The sequence below is a fragment of the Arthrobacter sp. B10-11 genome (assembly GCF_033142195.1).
Classification (GTDB): domain Bacteria; phylum Actinomycetota; class Actinomycetes; order Actinomycetales; family Micrococcaceae; genus Arthrobacter; species Arthrobacter oryzae_C.
The window spans coordinates 23,079-37,900 of sequence record NZ_JAWMTH010000007.1 but is presented as its reverse complement, the minus strand read 5'-3'; the positions used below and the strand labels follow the sequence as shown (position 1 = coordinate 37,900).

General features: G+C 67.9%; 12 protein-coding genes and 1 pseudogene. All 13 read right to left on the bottom strand.

The genetic code is table 11. The features are described 5' to 3' along the window. Positions 1-31: 31 nt before the first annotated feature. The 13 genes and pseudogenes from RW112_RS19095 to RW112_RS19035 all read right to left on the bottom strand — a co-directional run bounded on the left by RW112_RS19095 (position 32) and on the right by RW112_RS19035 (position 14,808). Positions 32-853 (bottom strand): Wzz/FepE/Etk N-terminal domain-containing protein, encoded by an 822-nt coding sequence (locus tag RW112_RS19095; RefSeq protein WP_317783273.1) that lies wholly within the window; start codon positions 851-853, stop codon positions 32-34. Between the two features lie 9 nt (positions 854-862). Beyond that, positions 863-2,227 (bottom strand): O-antigen ligase family protein, encoded by a 1,365-nt coding sequence (locus RW112_RS19090; RefSeq protein WP_317783272.1) that lies wholly within the window; start codon positions 2,225-2,227, stop codon positions 863-865. Continuing rightward, on the bottom strand, positions 2,227-4,845 hold the full coding sequence (locus RW112_RS19085) for a WecB/TagA/CpsF family glycosyltransferase (RefSeq protein WP_317783271.1): 2,619 nt from the start codon (positions 4,843-4,845) through the stop codon (positions 2,227-2,229). Before RW112_RS19085 ends, RW112_RS19090 begins: the two co-directional genes overlap by 1 nt. A 9-nt stretch (positions 4,846-4,854) precedes the next feature. Continuing rightward, entirely contained in the window at positions 4,855-5,451 is a 597-nt protein-coding gene (locus RW112_RS19080) for an acyltransferase (RefSeq protein WP_317783390.1), read from the bottom strand. A 99-nt stretch (positions 5,452-5,550) separates the two neighbouring features. Then, positions 5,551-5,925, bottom strand: a pseudogene (locus RW112_RS19075) (VanZ family protein); the annotation flags it as partial. Then, positions 5,925-7,154: a glycosyltransferase family 1 protein gene (locus RW112_RS19070; RefSeq protein WP_317783270.1), complete on the bottom strand. Its 1,230-nt coding sequence runs from the start codon at positions 7,152-7,154 to the stop codon at positions 5,925-5,927. The gene RW112_RS19070 and the pseudogene RW112_RS19075, both read right to left, overlap by 1 nt. Further along, the gene (locus RW112_RS19065) at positions 7,151-8,281 is read right to left on the bottom strand and encodes a DegT/DnrJ/EryC1/StrS family aminotransferase (protein ID WP_317783269.1); all 1,131 of its coding nucleotides are present in this window, start codon (positions 8,279-8,281) and stop codon (positions 7,151-7,153) included. The genes RW112_RS19070 and RW112_RS19065 overlap by 4 nt, the downstream gene beginning before the upstream one ends. Further along, positions 8,278-9,813 carry an oligosaccharide flippase family protein gene (locus RW112_RS19060; RefSeq protein WP_317783268.1) on the bottom strand — a complete coding sequence of 512 codons (1,536 nt, stop codon included), beginning with the start codon at positions 9,811-9,813 and terminating at the stop codon, positions 8,278-8,280. The genes RW112_RS19065 and RW112_RS19060 overlap by 4 nt, the downstream gene beginning before the upstream one ends. Beyond that, positions 9,810-10,892, bottom strand: coding sequence for a glycosyltransferase (locus RW112_RS19055; protein ID WP_317783267.1), 1,083 nt, complete (start codon positions 10,890-10,892; stop codon positions 9,810-9,812). Before RW112_RS19055 ends, RW112_RS19060 begins: the two co-directional genes overlap by 4 nt. Then, a complete protein-coding gene (locus RW112_RS19050; RefSeq protein WP_317783266.1) occupies positions 10,892-11,539 on the bottom strand; it encodes a NeuD/PglB/VioB family sugar acetyltransferase in 648 nt (215 codons plus the stop codon). Before RW112_RS19050 ends, RW112_RS19055 begins: the two co-directional genes overlap by 1 nt. Further along, entirely contained in the window at positions 11,532-12,707 is a 1,176-nt protein-coding gene (locus tag RW112_RS19045; RefSeq protein WP_317783265.1) for a DegT/DnrJ/EryC1/StrS family aminotransferase, read from the bottom strand. Before RW112_RS19045 ends, RW112_RS19050 begins: the two co-directional genes overlap by 8 nt. Beyond that, positions 12,704-13,699 (bottom strand): NAD-dependent epimerase/dehydratase family protein, encoded by a 996-nt coding sequence (locus tag RW112_RS19040; RefSeq protein ID WP_317783264.1) that lies wholly within the window; start codon positions 13,697-13,699, stop codon positions 12,704-12,706. The genes RW112_RS19045 and RW112_RS19040 overlap by 4 nt, the downstream gene beginning before the upstream one ends. Then, positions 13,696-14,808, bottom strand: coding sequence for a Gfo/Idh/MocA family oxidoreductase (locus RW112_RS19035; protein WP_317783263.1), 1,113 nt, complete (start codon positions 14,806-14,808; stop codon positions 13,696-13,698). Before RW112_RS19035 ends, RW112_RS19040 begins: the two co-directional genes overlap by 4 nt. Positions 14,809-14,822 lie beyond the last annotated feature (14 nt).

Genomic DNA, 14,822 nt, shown 5'->3' with positions numbered 1-14,822 from the left:
GACACCCCGCTGTTACCTGCTCAGGCCCGTCTTAGGTCCGGTGTTCCCTGTCCGGAACAGGGACCCTGAAGGAGCCGCCCGGCAGGCCATGGTCAGGGTGCGACAGATGGTGGTCCTCGGATTCCCGGGGGCGCCCGGAACCGGGCACCTGCGGTCCGCGCGAGTCCCCTTCGGAAACGCCCGCGTGCCTCGCCGGCTTTTCCTTGACCCGCCGGCCGGCGCTGGCCAGCTCGAGGGAACGGGCAACCGAGACTGCGCCGAAGACCAGCACCACACCGCCGACGCCCACAATGATCAGTGTCCGCAGCCGGCTGGAGAACATCTCCTCCGCCTGGCCCGGCCCGTCGACCGGCAGCGCGGCATACAGGTAAATTTCGTCGGCGCCGTTGATCTTCTGCACGTCGTGCAGGGTCGTGGTGAGCCTTGTTCCCAAGGCGACGGCGGTGTCCACCGCCTGCTCGGGCGACGACCCCGATGCCGTAAGCACCAGGAGCATGCCGGAGCCGATACTGCTGGCCTGTGACACCGTGTATTCAGTTCCCAGGCCCTGGTCCTGCAGGCTCTTGAGTGTTTCCTGCGCACCCAGTTTGGTGATCAGCACTTGGGACAGCAGGGTGCTGTCCGGACTTCTCAAGTACGGATTATCCCCGTTGATCTTGGCCAGCTTGGGGTCCTCCTGCATCTCAAGGGCAGTGGGAACCTTCGGGGTGATCAACGCATACGTCATCGTGGCCTGATAGCTGCGCTGCGCAAAGAACATGACGTAGACACACGCCGCGATGGTCAGCACCACCAGGGGCATGGCCACCCACTTGTGCCTCCAGAGCGTTTTCAAGACGGAAATCGGATCCATGGTTTCTTCCTACCCCCAGGGGACCTTCCCGGCATCAGCCCGCGAGGGCTCAGTCCGGCGTGGGTCCAGTTGATTCTTAACCATCAGCCAGGACGCCCCTGACAGACCTATGAAAAACGGAAGCAGCAACGCGAAGACCTGGAAGGACAGCGAGTCGAAGGTTCCCGAAGCCACAGTGGCGATAAACCCGGCTGCTGCCGCTGCTGCCGCGAGCAATCCCAGCTCCCCGTCCCGGGCGCCCCTGGCAGCGGCGAGCGCCGCCAGGGCGGGCACCAGCAGGTAGGCAATCAAGCCCACCAGCCCGATCACTCCCATCGTCACTGCCACCAGGAGATATTGGTTGTCTAGGACATCTATAGCCCTGACCGGCATCCACGTACCGGGTCCCGTCCCGAACCACGGCCGGTCGGCCACCATTCGCAGCACCAGCGGGTAGTCCTCGGTCCGGTACGTAATGGATGAATCCGAACTGCCGGCCGTGCTCGTATTGAAAAGGGTCCCGAGCAGCCCGGGCACTCCGACGAAGAGGCCGGCGGCCCCGAACGGTAAGAGGACGAGCGACCAGCGCTTGGCCGTCCGGGGCAGGAACGGGACCGTGACCACCATGGCGATGACCAGGCCGATCAACGCGGACCGGGAGACTGTCATGGCATTCGTGAGGATGAAGAGGGCAACCACCACCCAGTGAAGCCGCTTCCAGCCTTGGCGGTCGTAGAGTGCGCGCCAGACAGCCAGCGGAAGGAGCATGGCAGAAACCACCCCCAGTTCGATGGGATGCATGGTGGTGCCGGAGACGCGCATCAGGGAGGCGCGTTCCTGGAAACTGATGCCGGAGTTGTTATCGGTGAAGCCAACCATGATTGGCTTCATCCAGTCGACGGGATTGGTGTGCAAGGCGAACTGAATGATCGCGACGAGGCAGCAGACTGTGCCGCCGGCCAGGACCCAGCGGACCAGCACCCTGGCGTCCTTGAGCGTGCGCACGGTCTCCGTGGTCACAAACGCGATTCCCGCTGCGGCAAACATCAGCAGTATCCACCGGTCCGCTGCGGCCCTGCCGGCGACGGTGCTGGCTCCGCTCAGGCCGGCAAAAAGGTGCGCATAGCTCACGCACGAAGCAAACAACAGCAGGAGCACCGCTGCCCGCCCGGGGTGCCGGAACACCACGGGGTCGTGCAGCCGTAGGACGGTGGAGAGGAGCCAGAGCCCGAAGAGGCCCAGAGCGAGCATCTCGGGAAGGTTGGCGCTGGCTCCGATGGGCTCCACCACCAGGTACGGCGGGATGGCCATGACTGAGAACACAGTTGCCTTCAACAGCCATGGCGGACCGGCAGGCGCCATGCCCGGTATCGGATGCAGCTCTGTGTAGTTCATCAGCGCCGCAGCCGCTCCGGCGTTGCGCCCCGGCTGCTGACGTCCCGTTCCCAGCCGGGGCGCGGGACGCCGGCACCTTTTCGGCCCGCGATGGCGAAGCCTGCGTAGATCAGCGCGTCCAGCGCCGAGAGCGGACCTCGGACTGAACGGATCAACTCCGAAACGGTTCGCGCGGTGCTGCTGCGTTGTCCCTCCATCCTGTTGACCTGGGCGTTCGCACGGCACACCCGCCGCATCACAGCCAGGTGGTCCTTCAGGGCACGCGGCGGACGCACCACGATGGGCTCGACGTCGAGGACTGCCTTTTCCGCAGGTCCAAAAAGCCTGTCGACATAGAGGTCGTCCGCCAGCACCTCCGGAAACTCCTCCAGGCGGCGATGCCCTTCCTTGGACAGGGCGAAGGCACCGGCTGCGTAAAGGCTCGTGGCGTTGGACGGCAGCCGCAACCGTGCCCGGTACTGGGCGCGAATGAGCGGATGCGCGCCTTGCAGGTCGTAGCGGGCTGCTGGCCGGCCGGCCTGCAGCCCGCCGGGGGCCAGGGCCAGGAAGAGTTCGCGCAGGGCGTCCGCGGTGATTTCGACGTCGGCATCCAGGTACAGCCGCGGCCACTCAGACGCCGCGGCGTCTCCGGCGTTCATTGCGGACGGCTTGGACGCTGCCGTGGATTCCAGCACCGTGACCCCTTCGAACCGCCGGGCAATCTCCGCAGTATTGTCAGTACAGCCGTTGCAGACCACAATGACTTCCACCTGCCGGGCTGCGGCCAAGGGGGCCAGCGGGGCGAGTGCCCGGGCGATCACGTTGGCCTCGTTATGGGCGGGCATGATCACCGAGCCCCTTGGAAAATAGCCGGCCTCCGGGTCTTTGCTGGGGCCGGGGAGGGCAGGCCAGCTGCCCTCGTTGAGGACGGTCCGAAGGACTCCCCGCCGGTCCGCCTTCCAACAGCGCAGTGCCTCGGAGAGTACGACGGCGCCGTGGAAGACTGCGGAGTATGCGGCGGAGTGGTACTTGCGGATGTAGCGCACCCGGTTGACGGCAAGCAGCGCGTTCAGCTGCGGGGAACTTCCCGAACCGCCGCCGCCGTGCGTCATGATGGCCGTTGGCTCGTACCAGATGGTTTCGCCGAGCGCCCGCAGGCTGCGGAAGAAATCCGTCTCTTCCCAGTAGAGGAAGTAGGACTCATCCCACGCCAGGGAGTCGGCTACGCTGCGCCGGACCATCAGCGCGGCGCCGGTGGCCCATTGGACCGTATGCGCATGGGCGTAGCTTTCCGGATTGAAGTCCGTGCCGGCCAGCCAGCCGGGACGGTTGGCGGCCCGCCGCCCCAGTAAAGCGTCGCCGAAGGCATTCGTGATGCTGGGTTCCCGGTACAGGGAGGGGCTCGTTGATCCGCTGTCGTTGAGGAGCCTGGGTACAACGGCTCCGGCCCGCGAAGCGTTCAGCCGGTGCAGCATCGTCCCCAGGCTGCCGCGCCCCACAGTGACGTCGGGATTCAGGACCACGACGGCGTCCGCGTCGCCTGCCTTTCGCATGGCGGCATTGATCCCGCCGGAATATCCCAGGTTTCCGCCGGTGGCAAACGAGACCACGTCCGGGTGCGCGCTGCGCACCAGGCCCAGGGTCCCGTCGGCGGAGGCGTTGTCCGCCACCACCACGCGCAGCGTCAGCCGGTCCGTTTCGGCCCGCAGGCTGTCCAGCAGTGCACCGATGCCCTGGGAACTGTTGTAGGTAACGACGACGACGACGGCGTCCGCTGCACCCTCCTGTCCGGTGAAACGGCCGGGAGTCCGCGGAGCGGGACCCGCCGGGGACAGTCGCTCTGGTACCGGCGGCGGCACGGTGCAGGACGCCGTCCGCAGCTTCACGTAGGCGGGCGGGCCGTCGATAAGGTAGCGGCCGGCGAGCCGCTTGGGCTCCAAGGCCAGCCGGTAGCCCCATTCCAGGCCGTGGTCGCTTGCCCACCGCGGAGCACGCTGGACGCGGCCGGCCAGGAAATCGACAGCCGCGCCGAACGCCAGCAGGACGGCGGCCCCGGTCATCGCCCCGTAGTGATCGATCCAGAGCTCCTGGCGGGGCTTGCCGAGTCCTACGTAGAGAATCCGGGCGCCGGAGCCGGCAATGTCTTTGGCGATCCGCTCTGAGTGTTCGGGAGAGGCCAGTTCCTCCCGGTCCGGCGACCACATGCCGGCTACCACCAGCCGGGGGTGTTCTTCCTCAATCTTCCGGGCCAGCAGCTGCTGGTTCTCCGCCGAGCCGCCGAGGAAACCCACGGTGAGGCCCAGCTGCTCCGCCCGTGCAAGCAGTGGGGAGGCAAGGTCGCTGCCCGCCAGCCGGGGCCAGCGGTGGCCGGTCAGCCGTTGCGACTGCGAGACCAGCGGCGCGCCGTCGAGCAGGTAGAGCCAGTCCACGGCACTGGCCGGATCCGCATGCAGCGTTCCGGCCCAGCGGCCGCCGGTGCCGAAATGGTGCAGGTGGTCCAGGTTGACGGACGCCACCCCCAGCGGCGGCAGTCCCCGCTGGCCGGCCCTGGTAAGGATGAGTTCCAACGCCGGCTCCGGGTCCATCAGATCGACCGGCGTGCCACCCAAAATGACCCTGTTGCTGTCCAACTTTTCCATGGTGCCCCCTCAGTTCGGCTGTCCGGGCACGAGCTGCCCATTAGTTTCGACGTACCGCCGGCCGGTGGCCGGACACAGCCAGCTGCCGCCGTCGTCCTGCTTGAGCGGATGCCCCGCCTCCCCCACCCAGCCCATCTGGCGCGCCGGTACGCCGGCCACCACGGCATAGGCCGGGACATCCCGGGTCACGACGGCGCCGGCGGCCACGGTGGCCCACTCGCCGATGGTGAGCGGGGCGATGCAGACCGCCCGCGCCCCGACGGAGGCGCCCCTTCCGACGGTCACACCCACGGCTACCCAGTCGTCGTTTCCCTTGAGCGTTCCGTCGGGGGTGATGGCACGGGGGTGGAGGTCGTTGGTGAGCACGGCGGCGGGACCGATAAAGACCCCGTCGGCCAAACGCGCCGGTTCGTAGACGAGCGCGTAATTTTGGAGCTTGCAGTTGTCCCCGACCCGGACGGCCGGCCCAACGTAGGCGCCGCGGCCGATGTTGCAGTTGCTGCCCACGGAGGCGTCTTCCCTGATCTGTGCCAGGTGCCAGATCCGCGATCCGTCTCCAATGGTGGCGGATTCCGCCACATCCGCCGAGGTAGCGATGGTAATCATGGGGTTCCTCCCGGGGGTGGTGTTGCCGGAGACCGGCGCAGTTGCTGGTGTGCCGGGTCCCCGGGACACGCGGCGGAGAGCCGATGCCACGCAGAGTGAACCCAGCAGGGCACCGAGCGTGTTGGCGGCCAGGTCGGCGAGGCTTGCCTGGCGCTGGCTCAAAAGCAGGTACTGGACAGCCTCGATGGCCCCGGAAGTCAGGAGCCCGGTCACCGCTGCCAGCCACCAGCGACGCGGCGGCAGGAGCAGGGCGACCAGGACACCCAGCGGGACAAACAGGGCAACGTTGGCGGCGGCTTCCACATGGCCGTAGCGGATGCCGGACGTCAGGGCGTTCCCGCGCAGGACGGCGAGTATTTCGCTGAGGAAGCCGGCCAGCGGACGGTCCACGGGCGAGGGCCAGAAGCCGACTGCCGCCAGGGCGGCCACGTACAGCCCCAGCAGGACGGCAAGGATCCACCGGCGGCCGCCCATTATCCGCGGCCTCCGCTTTCGGCGGTCGCCGGCATGCCTGCCACGGCGCGGCTGATCAGCCTTGTGACGGCATCCTGGGTGCCGCCCCAGCCCTGCCGGACTCCGGCTGAGCACTGGAAGCTGCGGGGTCCGGACGCCGTTTCGACCACCTGGGACAGGGCGTCTGCCAGCCCTCCCGGCGTTGCGGGCGCCCATCCGACCTCTGGATTGGGGAGGTCCAGGCGAGCATACCGGTGGTCGTTGACCACGGGAGTCGCTCCCGCAGCGAGCATTTCCTCGGCCACCAGGGAGATGTTGGTGAATGACATGGCGAGGCCGGCCAGGGACGCGTTGTACAGGGTATTCAGTTGGCCGGGGCTCAGCTTTCCGTGATGGAGGTGCGGCACGGCCCAACGTCGCATCGGGTCGCCGTAAACATGGATCGGCTGCTCAGGATGGCGGCCATGGAAGTCCTCCAACGCCAGCCGGGCGAGAAGGAACCCGCGCCGGTCCACCGCCTCCCGGGCGTAGAAAACCACCCCGCGTCGCGGTCCGAGGTTCTCCAGCCGGTACACCCCGGTGTCACAGCCGAACGGAACCGTCGAAGACCGGACCCCGACGTTTTCCAGGAGTGTCGCTGCCACCATGCCGCCCAGCGCAATGTGGTGGAAGCCGAAGCGGTAGCTGTCCTCCGCGAGGCTATACAGGCTTCCGCGGGGATAAAAGAACGGTTCGAAGTCCTGGATGAAATAAAAACGGTGGGTGCCTGCGCCACTTCTGCGAGCCAGTACGTGGGCCGTGTCCCACGACGTGGCCACACATCCGTCATATCCTTCGATAACCTCGGGAACGGGGCGTATGGCGGCCGTGAGATGCGGCCAGTGCTGGCGGATGATTGCCGTATTCCGGACGGGATCGGAACCGTGGCGGTTGTAGAGCAGCACGGTGCAGCGGTGTCCGCGCGCCTCCATCCCCGCAACCATGCGGAACAGCGTGGTGTGGCCGCCGGATCCGGGGCTGGGCGGCGTGCACAGCCAGGCGATGTTCAGCCGGGCCTTGCCGTTTCCGGCGGGCGGCGCCTCCAACTGCAGCCGCGTCGAATCAGCGACGTCCTCCGGGAGCAGCGGAAAGTCCAGCCCGGCGGTGTCAAAACGGCGGGCCAGGTTGCCGGCAACACGCCGGGCAACACGCCTGCTGATGTCCCGGGTTCCCATGGTGTGGATCCGCTTCAGGATGCTGGGCCCTGTCATGCTCCGACTCCAAGGGCGCTCCGCAGGCTCGCCACCACGTGTTCCTGCTGCCTCACGGTGATGTGCGGGTAGATGGGCAGGGACAGAATCTGGCGGGACGCCGCCTCGGCAACCGGGAAGCTGCCGGATTCCAGTCCCAGCTTCCGCCACGCCTCCGTGCGGTGGACGGGCACCGGGTAGTGGACGCCGGTGGACACCCCCCACTGCTGCATGTGGGCCGCAACCGCGTCACGGTCCTCGAGCCTGACGACGAAGAGATGCCATACGTCCGAATTTCCCGGCGCGGACCTGGGCAGCCGAACGCCGCCCACCTCCGCCAGCAGCGACTGGTACCGCGCGGCAGCCCGGCTGCGCTGGTCGTTCCATTCACGCAGCCGCTTGAGCTTGGTCAGCAGCACCGCAGCCTGGACGGTGTCCAGCCGCGAGTTGCATCCCATGACCTCGTGCTCGTATTTGCGTTCGCTGCCATGCGCGCCCAGCAGCCGGACCAGGCGGGCAGCGCCGTCGTCGTCCGTAATGACGGCACCTGCGTCACCGGCGGCGCCAAGGTTCTTTCCCGGGTAGAAGCTCGTGGCCGCGATGCGGCCCAGCGTCCCTGCGGACCTGCCGAACCGTGAAGCGCCCTGCGCTTGCGCGGCATCCTCAATGATGACTGCCCCGCACTGTTCGGCGATGGCGGCAAGCCGCTCCACCGGTGCCACCTGGCCAAAAAGGTGGACCGGAAGGATGGCCGCGGTCCGGCCGGTTACGCAGCGCCGGACGGACTCGGGGTCCAGCAGCAGATGCTCTTCGTCCACATCCGCAAGGACGGGGACGGCGCCCGCCCTGACGACCGCTTCCACGCTTGCGATGAACGTGTTCGCCGGGACAATGACTTCCTGCCCCGGTTGCACGCCTGCACCCAGCAGCGCGAGTTCCAGTGCATCCGTGCCGTTTCCGACGCCTATGCAATGGCGGGCTCCGAGGAAATCAGCGTACTGCTGCTCAAACAGCTCCACCTCCTTGCCGCCGATGAAGGCCGCCCGCTGCATGATGTCCTCGAGCTGGGGGGCCAGCTCTTCGTGGATTTCGGCCTGCTGGGCGACGAGGTCCACTAGCGGGATCCGGAGTTGCGCGGGGAGGTTCATTGTGCGCTCCTTAGTGTCAGCGTGTCGGTGGTGTTGGCCTGCGCGGCGTCCTCCGAGGCGGCCTCCGCGGCGTCGGCGGCAGTGAGTGATTTCAGGGTGGTCAGCATCCGCAGGGCGTAGCGCCGGGTGAGCAGGGCGTAGAGCGCGGTGCCGGCGAGGCCTCCAGCCGCCACAGCCAGGAACGGCTCGCGTAGGGCTCCTGCCGTCATCCAGGCTGCCAGGCCGGACAGGGCGGCCACGGCCGCCGGCGGCACGCATTGCAGCAGCATCGCCCCGGTGCGGGCGGCCACCGTGCGTCGGACCATCAGGAAATAGACCGGGAGCACCACAAGCCAGATCACTGCTGCCTGTGCTGCGCCGACGCCTGCCAGGCCGCCGTACGAGGCCCCGGCCAGGAGTGCCGGAAGCAGGGCCACGAACCACACCACCTGGACCCAGAAAAGGCCCACCGTCCGGCCCGCCCCGACACACAGGTCAGCCAGCATCTCCGTCAGGATGCGGCCGGCCCCAAAAATACCGAGTCCGATCATGGCCGCAGCCGCGCCGGTCCATTCCCGGCCGTAGAGAACCTGGATCAAGGGGCCGGACAGGCCTACCAGGAGCGCGGAGACGGGCAGCGCCAGGTAGGCAACGGCACCCAGTGCGGCAGGCGCCGCCTCGGCCAGCCTCCCCGCTTTGTGCAGGCGGCCGAACGTGGGGACGGCCACCGTGCGGATCACGGCGGTAATCAGGCTGCTGGGCAGGCTGGCGAGGTTAAATGCCAGCAGGTAGATTCCCAGCTCCGCCGTTCCGAGGTTCCGGCCCACAATGACGTAGTCCAGGTTAAGGGTGGCAAAAACAACGAGGTTCGCGAGCGCCAGCGGCATTCCCAGCCGCAGGACGTAGGCGGCCTCGGCCCGGCGGAATCCCGGCAGGAAACGCCGGGGAGCCACAAGCCAGTACCCGATGGTGGTGAGCAGTTGCCCGCCAAGCCTCGACCAGGCCAGCGCGAAGGCCCCCCAGCCGTCGAGTGCCATCGGGATGACCAGGGCCAGGCTGCAGAGCACGCCGGCGATTTCCACGAGGGCCCGGGGGCGCTGGAGGTAGTTCCGCCAAACCATCGCGGCGGGGACCCCGGACAGGCCGGACAGGAGGATGGTGAAGGCCATGATCTGAACGATGGGCGCGGCCGAGGGATCACCCATTGCTCCCGCGAGGACGGGCGCACCGGCGAAGACTGCAGCAGTGATGGCCGTGCTCGTCACCAGGCCGATGGTGAAAATGGTGGGCGCTATCTCTGCAGGGTCGCGGTCCGCCCGCCCGAGCGCGGCTGTGGCCCCCAGCTCAGTGACGTTCATGGCGATGGTCTGCACCACCAGGGCGATGGCGAGGGCGCCAAAGTGCTCGGGGGCAAGGATTCGGGCAAGGATCACCGTGGTGACGAACTGCAGCACCCTGCCTGAGCCGACACCCACTGCGCCCCAAAGGAGTCCGCCCCGGAGCCCGGTCCTGACCGTCTGGAGACCCGCCTCCGGGCTGACTTGGGTGCTCACGAGATGCCTGCTTTTCGCCACGCGGTCCAGCGGACCCTGTCCACCTGGCGCCGGTAGCCTTCGATCAGGCTCTGGAGCCGGGCTGGTGCGGCATGCCGGCGGGAGCGCGCCAGCCGGTACCGCAAGGCCCTGCCTCGCAGGGTGGCCGCAGCCGACGGGTCAGCGGACCCGGCCACCGCCAGCAATGCCTCGGATGCGGCAACTGCTCCGCCGGCGTCGAGGTTCCGCTCCGCCAGCAGGAGCGACTCCCGGCTGACTCCGCGCCTGGCCATCCGGTGCAGCCGGGCTGCTCCGGGCAGGTCCGCGGCCAGTTCGCCGCTGGCGAGCACATCGAAGGCATCCAGCCGGTGCTTGAGGTCCACCTGCATGGTGTCAAAGCTGGTCAGGTGCATGTTGTTCCCGTGCACGCGGTAGTAGGCCTGTGCCGGACCGTTGATGCGGCCCACATCCCACCGCGCTGCGGTCCTGATCCAGTACTCCAGGTCCCCGGAATGCGGCAGTTCGGCGTTGTAGGGCCCCACCTGCCGCATGGCCTCCGTCCGCATGACGACTTCCGGGGACAGAATAAAACACCGGCCCCGCCAGCACGCCCACTGCAGCCACTCCCGGCCGGACCAGACGGTCCAGCTGCCTTTCCGGTCGAAGGCAGGGGCATCGGGTGCTCCGCTGGCATCGTCGAATTCCAGGGGCATCCCGTAGACCATGCCCACCCCCGGATGCGCAGTCATCAGGTCCGTGGCCCGGCCGAGTGCGCCCGGTGCAAGCAGGTCATCTGCGGATACGAGGGCAACGAATTCCGTCTCCACCCGGCCCAGCCCGTCGTTGTAAGTGGCAATGTGGCCCTGGTTCCGCTCGTGGCACACGAGGGTGATGCGCGGGTCCGCCGCCGCCAGGGACCGGGCAACGTCGGCCGACCCGTCAGGGGAAGCGTCGTCCACGATGATGACCCTGGCGGCCACACGCTCCTGGGCCAGTACGCTGTGCACCACTGCAGGCAGGAACCGCCCGTAGTTGTAGCAGGGCACCACCACGGTGACCGCGGCGGTACCGGCAAAGTGGACAGGCCTGGCGCGACGCATCAGATCACCGCCATGGCGCGTTTGATGGCCCGCGCCGGAACGCCTGCCCAGGTCTCGCCGGCTGGAACGTCGGCCAGCACCACGGCCCCCATACCCACGGTGGAGTCGGCGCCGACGGCGGTCCGTTCCCGGACGCAGGAGTTCATGCCCAGGTACGCTGCGCGCCCCACGCGGACCCCGCCGCCCAGCGAAACGCCGGCCGCGAACGTGGCAAAGTCTTCCACCACGTCGTCGTGGGTAAGGGTCACCCCGGGCATCACCACCACGTGGTTGCCAATGGTGACGTCGGCGGTCAGCGTGACGTGGCCCAGCAGGATGTTGCCGTGGCCGATCCGGCAGCCCTCCGGAAGCCGCACCGAATCATCGACCACCGTGGCATAACGCCGGTCCGGGAACCCGAGGGCTGCAAGCCGGGCTACGACGGCGGCCCGCCCGCTTCCTGCGCCGACGCAGACCACCACCTTCGCGTCGGGGTAGTTGAGGGCGTGGCTGACCGGTCCCAGGACGTGCGAGCCGTCCATCGTGGTGCCGGCCCGGCCCCGGTCGTCGTCGAGGACTCCGATGACATCGAACTGGCCGCTGTCCCGCACCGTGGCGAGCACTTCGCGGGCGAGCCCGCTGGCGGCGATAAGGATAAGGTCAGCCACGGGTGCCCTCCCCGCCGGCGAGCCGGATGGACCGCAATACCCGGGACTGCTCGTCCGGCGTCAGCTGGTGGTACACCGGCAGGATCAGGGTGTTGTCCGTCAGCCGTTCGGTTGAGGACAGGTCCGTGTGGCCGGTGTCCAGCCCCGCGTAGGCAGGCTGCCGGTGCGCGGCCATGATTCCGCGGCGGGCCGAGATGCCGTCCAGCGCCAGGCGCTCCAGGAGTTCCTCGCGGTTAAGCGGGAACGACGGCAGGACCTCCACCCAGAAGGACTGGAAATTGCTGGTGCCGTAAACAGGATCGCGGACGAGCCGCAGGCCCCCGACGCTGTCCAGGCCGGACTGATAACCGGCCACGATCTCGCGCCGGCGTGCCACGGCCTCGCCGAGCCGCCCCAACTGGACCAGCCCCACCGCGGCCTGCATGTCGGTCATCCGGAAGTTGAACCCGGCTTCCAGGTACTCCTCCGCGGGGGCCAGCAGGGCTGCGTGGCGGTCATTCGCGGAAACACTCATGGCATGTTCGCGGAGCCTTCGTGCCCGGCCGGCCCACTCTGCGTTCAGCGTGGTCAGCATGCCGCCCTCGCCGGTGGTCAGGATCTTGCGCGGGTGGAAGGACCACGCGGCCAGGTCCGCGCCGGCCCCCACGGGCCGGCCCCGATATGTGGAGCCCGCCCCGCAGGCTGAATCTTCCACGACGGTGATGGACAGGGGGTCGCACAGCGCGCGAATGGGATCGAGGTCCACCGGCATTCCACCCTGGTCCACCACGATCACGGCCCGGGTGGCTGGTGTCAGCGCGGCGGCGATGGTCCGGGCGGAGACGTTGCCGGTCTCCTCTTCAACATCGCAGAACACCGTCCTCGCACCGACGTAGCCGGCGGCGTTGGCGGTGGCAATGAAGGAGAAGGAGGGCACCACCACGTCGTCGCCCGGCCCGATGCCCGCCACCTTGAGCGCCAGGTGCAGCGCTGTGGTGCAGTTGGAAACCGCGACGGCGTGCATCGCGCCCTGGGCGGCGGCAAAGGCTTCCTCGAACTGCGCCACCCGGGGACCCTGGGCCACCCAGCCGGACGCAATCACCTCCGCCACAGCCTCCGCCTCTTCGATTCCGAGCCACGGCTTCATGACATTGATCCGGCTCACCGCCTGATCCTGGCTGATGGTCACCGCACGCCTCCCACCCGGGCGGCGGCAATCTCGCCGCGCAGCGGACGCCACCAGTCCACGAGTTCCCTGAGGCCGTCCTCAAGTCCGGTTTCAGCCGTGAAGCCAAGGTCCAGCCGTGCAGCCGAGGTATCCGCGAGGCGGCGGACAACGCCGTTGACGGCCCGGTCCGGGCCGTGTTCCACCCGCAGGTCGGAGTCCATGGCCCGCAGCAGTGCCTCGGCGAGTTCAAGGAGGCTGGTTTCTTCCCCGCTGGCTACGTTGTAAACGCCCTCACAGGCACCGCTGCCGGCTGCCAGGATGTTGGCGCGGGCAACGTCCCGGGTGTGGATGAAGTCCATGGTCTGCCGTCCGTCGCCGAAGATCAGCGGCGGCTGCCCGTCCGCGATCCGCTCCATCCAGCGGACCAGCACCTCCGTGTAGAGGCCGTGCACGTCCATCCGGGGTCCGTAGACGTTGAAATAGCGCAGCAGGACATAGTCCAGGCCGGTCATGGCGCGGAAGCTGCGGGCCATTCCCTCGTTGAAGGACTTCGCGGCCCCGTAGAACGTGTCGTTGTTGTGGTGGTGGTGACGTTCCGTGGTGGGGAATTCCTCCGCCATCCCGTAGACCGAGGCGCTGGAGGCCGCCACCAGCTTGCCAACACCGTGCTCCGCGGCAGCCTCGAACACATTGAAGGTGCCGTCCACCAGTACTTCCAGCGCGAGCCGCGGCTCCTCAGCGCACTGGGTGATCCTGATGGCGGCCTGGTGGAAAACGATGTCCTTGCCGCGGGTGAGGTCGTGCACAAGGTCCCGGTCGCGCAGGTCCCCTTCCACAAGCTCCACCCTGCCGCCGGCAACCGCGTCATCGAGGTTCGCGCGGCGGCCGCGGACCAGGTTGTCCAGGACGGAAACCCGTTCGACACCCGCGGTGATCAAATGGTCAACAACCGTGGAACCGATGGTGCCGGCTCCGCCGGTGACCAGGACCCGTGCGCCCTGCAGCGTGCTCATCGCCGTCCCTCCAACTGGGTTTCATTGCCGCTGACGGCAACGGACTGGCCATCGCCGCTGAGGCTGCGGCTGACCGCCTCCAGCACCGACAGCACCCTCAAGCCGGATGTCCCGCTGGTCCGCGCAGGCCGGTGATGCCAGATGCTGCTGGCAAACTCCGCCACCATCTGGCCGAGGGCCTCGTGTTCCGGCAGCGCGGGGGACCAGGTGTCGCCCAGCCTGTACGAAATGGCGAATGCCTTCTTTTCTGCGGCTGAGCGGTACTTCCGGTCCAGGCTGACGCCGCGGTCGTACACACTCAGCCGTTGCTGCGGGTTCAGGTCATCCCAGACGAGGGTCCGCTGCGAACCGCCCACCACCATCTGGCGGATTTTGGTGGGACTGAGCCAGTTCACGTGCACATGGGCCATGGCATCGTTCGGCAGCGCAAAGGTCAGGTGCCCCACGCAGTCCCGCCCGGTGCCCAGGGGGTCCGCTCCGTGGGCGGCGACTTCAATGGGGCGGAGGCCGCCGGGAAGGATGAAATCAATGATGGCCAGGTCATGGGGTGCCAGGTCCCAGAACACGTCCACATCCGGCTGCACCAGCCCCAGGTTGATCCGCACCGAGTCGATGAACAGGATCTCGCCCAGGGATCCGTCGGCAATCAGTTCCCGGATCTTCAGGACAGCCGGGGTGTAGCAGTAGGTGTGATCGGCCATCAGGACCAACCCGCGGTGTTCCGCTTCTTCGACCATCTCCACGCCTTTGGCCCTGCTGTCGGCCAGGGGCTTTTCCACCAGCACGTGCTTACCCGCGCGCAAGGCTGTCAGGGCGATGCCGTGGTGCGTGTGCGCCGGAGTGGCTATTGCCACTGCATCGACGTCGACCGTATCCAGCAGCTCGTCGATGGATTCGCAGACCGGAACGCCCCCGTGCGCTGCGGCGAGCTTCGCCGCGCGGTCCCGGTCCATGTCCACGATCGCGGCCAGTTGCCAGTCCGGGCCGGCCTTGAAGTTCCGTGCAAGGTTGGGCCCCCAGTAGCCGGCACCGATGACGGCCGCACGCAGCGGCGCGGCTGATGCCATCAGGTCAAGGTCCCGGCGGTAGGACTCCTGTGACGATTCCATATCTGTCCCCTCCA

Coding starts and splice junctions, on each gene's coding strand:
- RW112_RS19095 (WP_317783273.1), bottom strand. CDS start 853: ATGGATCCGATTTCCGTCTTGAAAACGCTCTGGAGGCACAAGTGGGTG.
- RW112_RS19090 (WP_317783272.1), bottom strand. CDS start 2,227: ATGAACTACACAGAGCTGCATCCGATACCGGGCATGGCGCCTGCCGGT.
- RW112_RS19085 (WP_317783271.1), bottom strand. CDS start 4,845: ATGGAAAAGTTGGACAGCAACAGGGTCATTTTGGGTGGCACGCCGGTC.
- RW112_RS19080 (WP_317783390.1), bottom strand. CDS start 5,451: ATGATTACCATCGCTACCTCGGCGGATGTGGCGGAATCCGCCACCATT.
- RW112_RS19070 (WP_317783270.1), bottom strand. CDS start 7,154: ATGACAGGGCCCAGCATCCTGAAGCGGATCCACACCATGGGAACCCGG.
- RW112_RS19065 (WP_317783269.1), bottom strand. CDS start 8,281: ATGAACCTCCCCGCGCAACTCCGGATCCCGCTAGTGGACCTCGTCGCC.
- RW112_RS19055 (WP_317783267.1), bottom strand. CDS start 10,892: ATGCGTCGCGCCAGGCCTGTCCACTTTGCCGGTACCGCCGCGGTCACC.
- RW112_RS19040 (WP_317783264.1), bottom strand. CDS start 13,699: ATGAGCACGCTGCAGGGCGCACGGGTCCTGGTCACCGGCGGAGCCGGC.
- RW112_RS19035 (WP_317783263.1), bottom strand. CDS start 14,808: ATGGAATCGTCACAGGAGTCCTACCGCCGGGACCTTGACCTGATGGCA.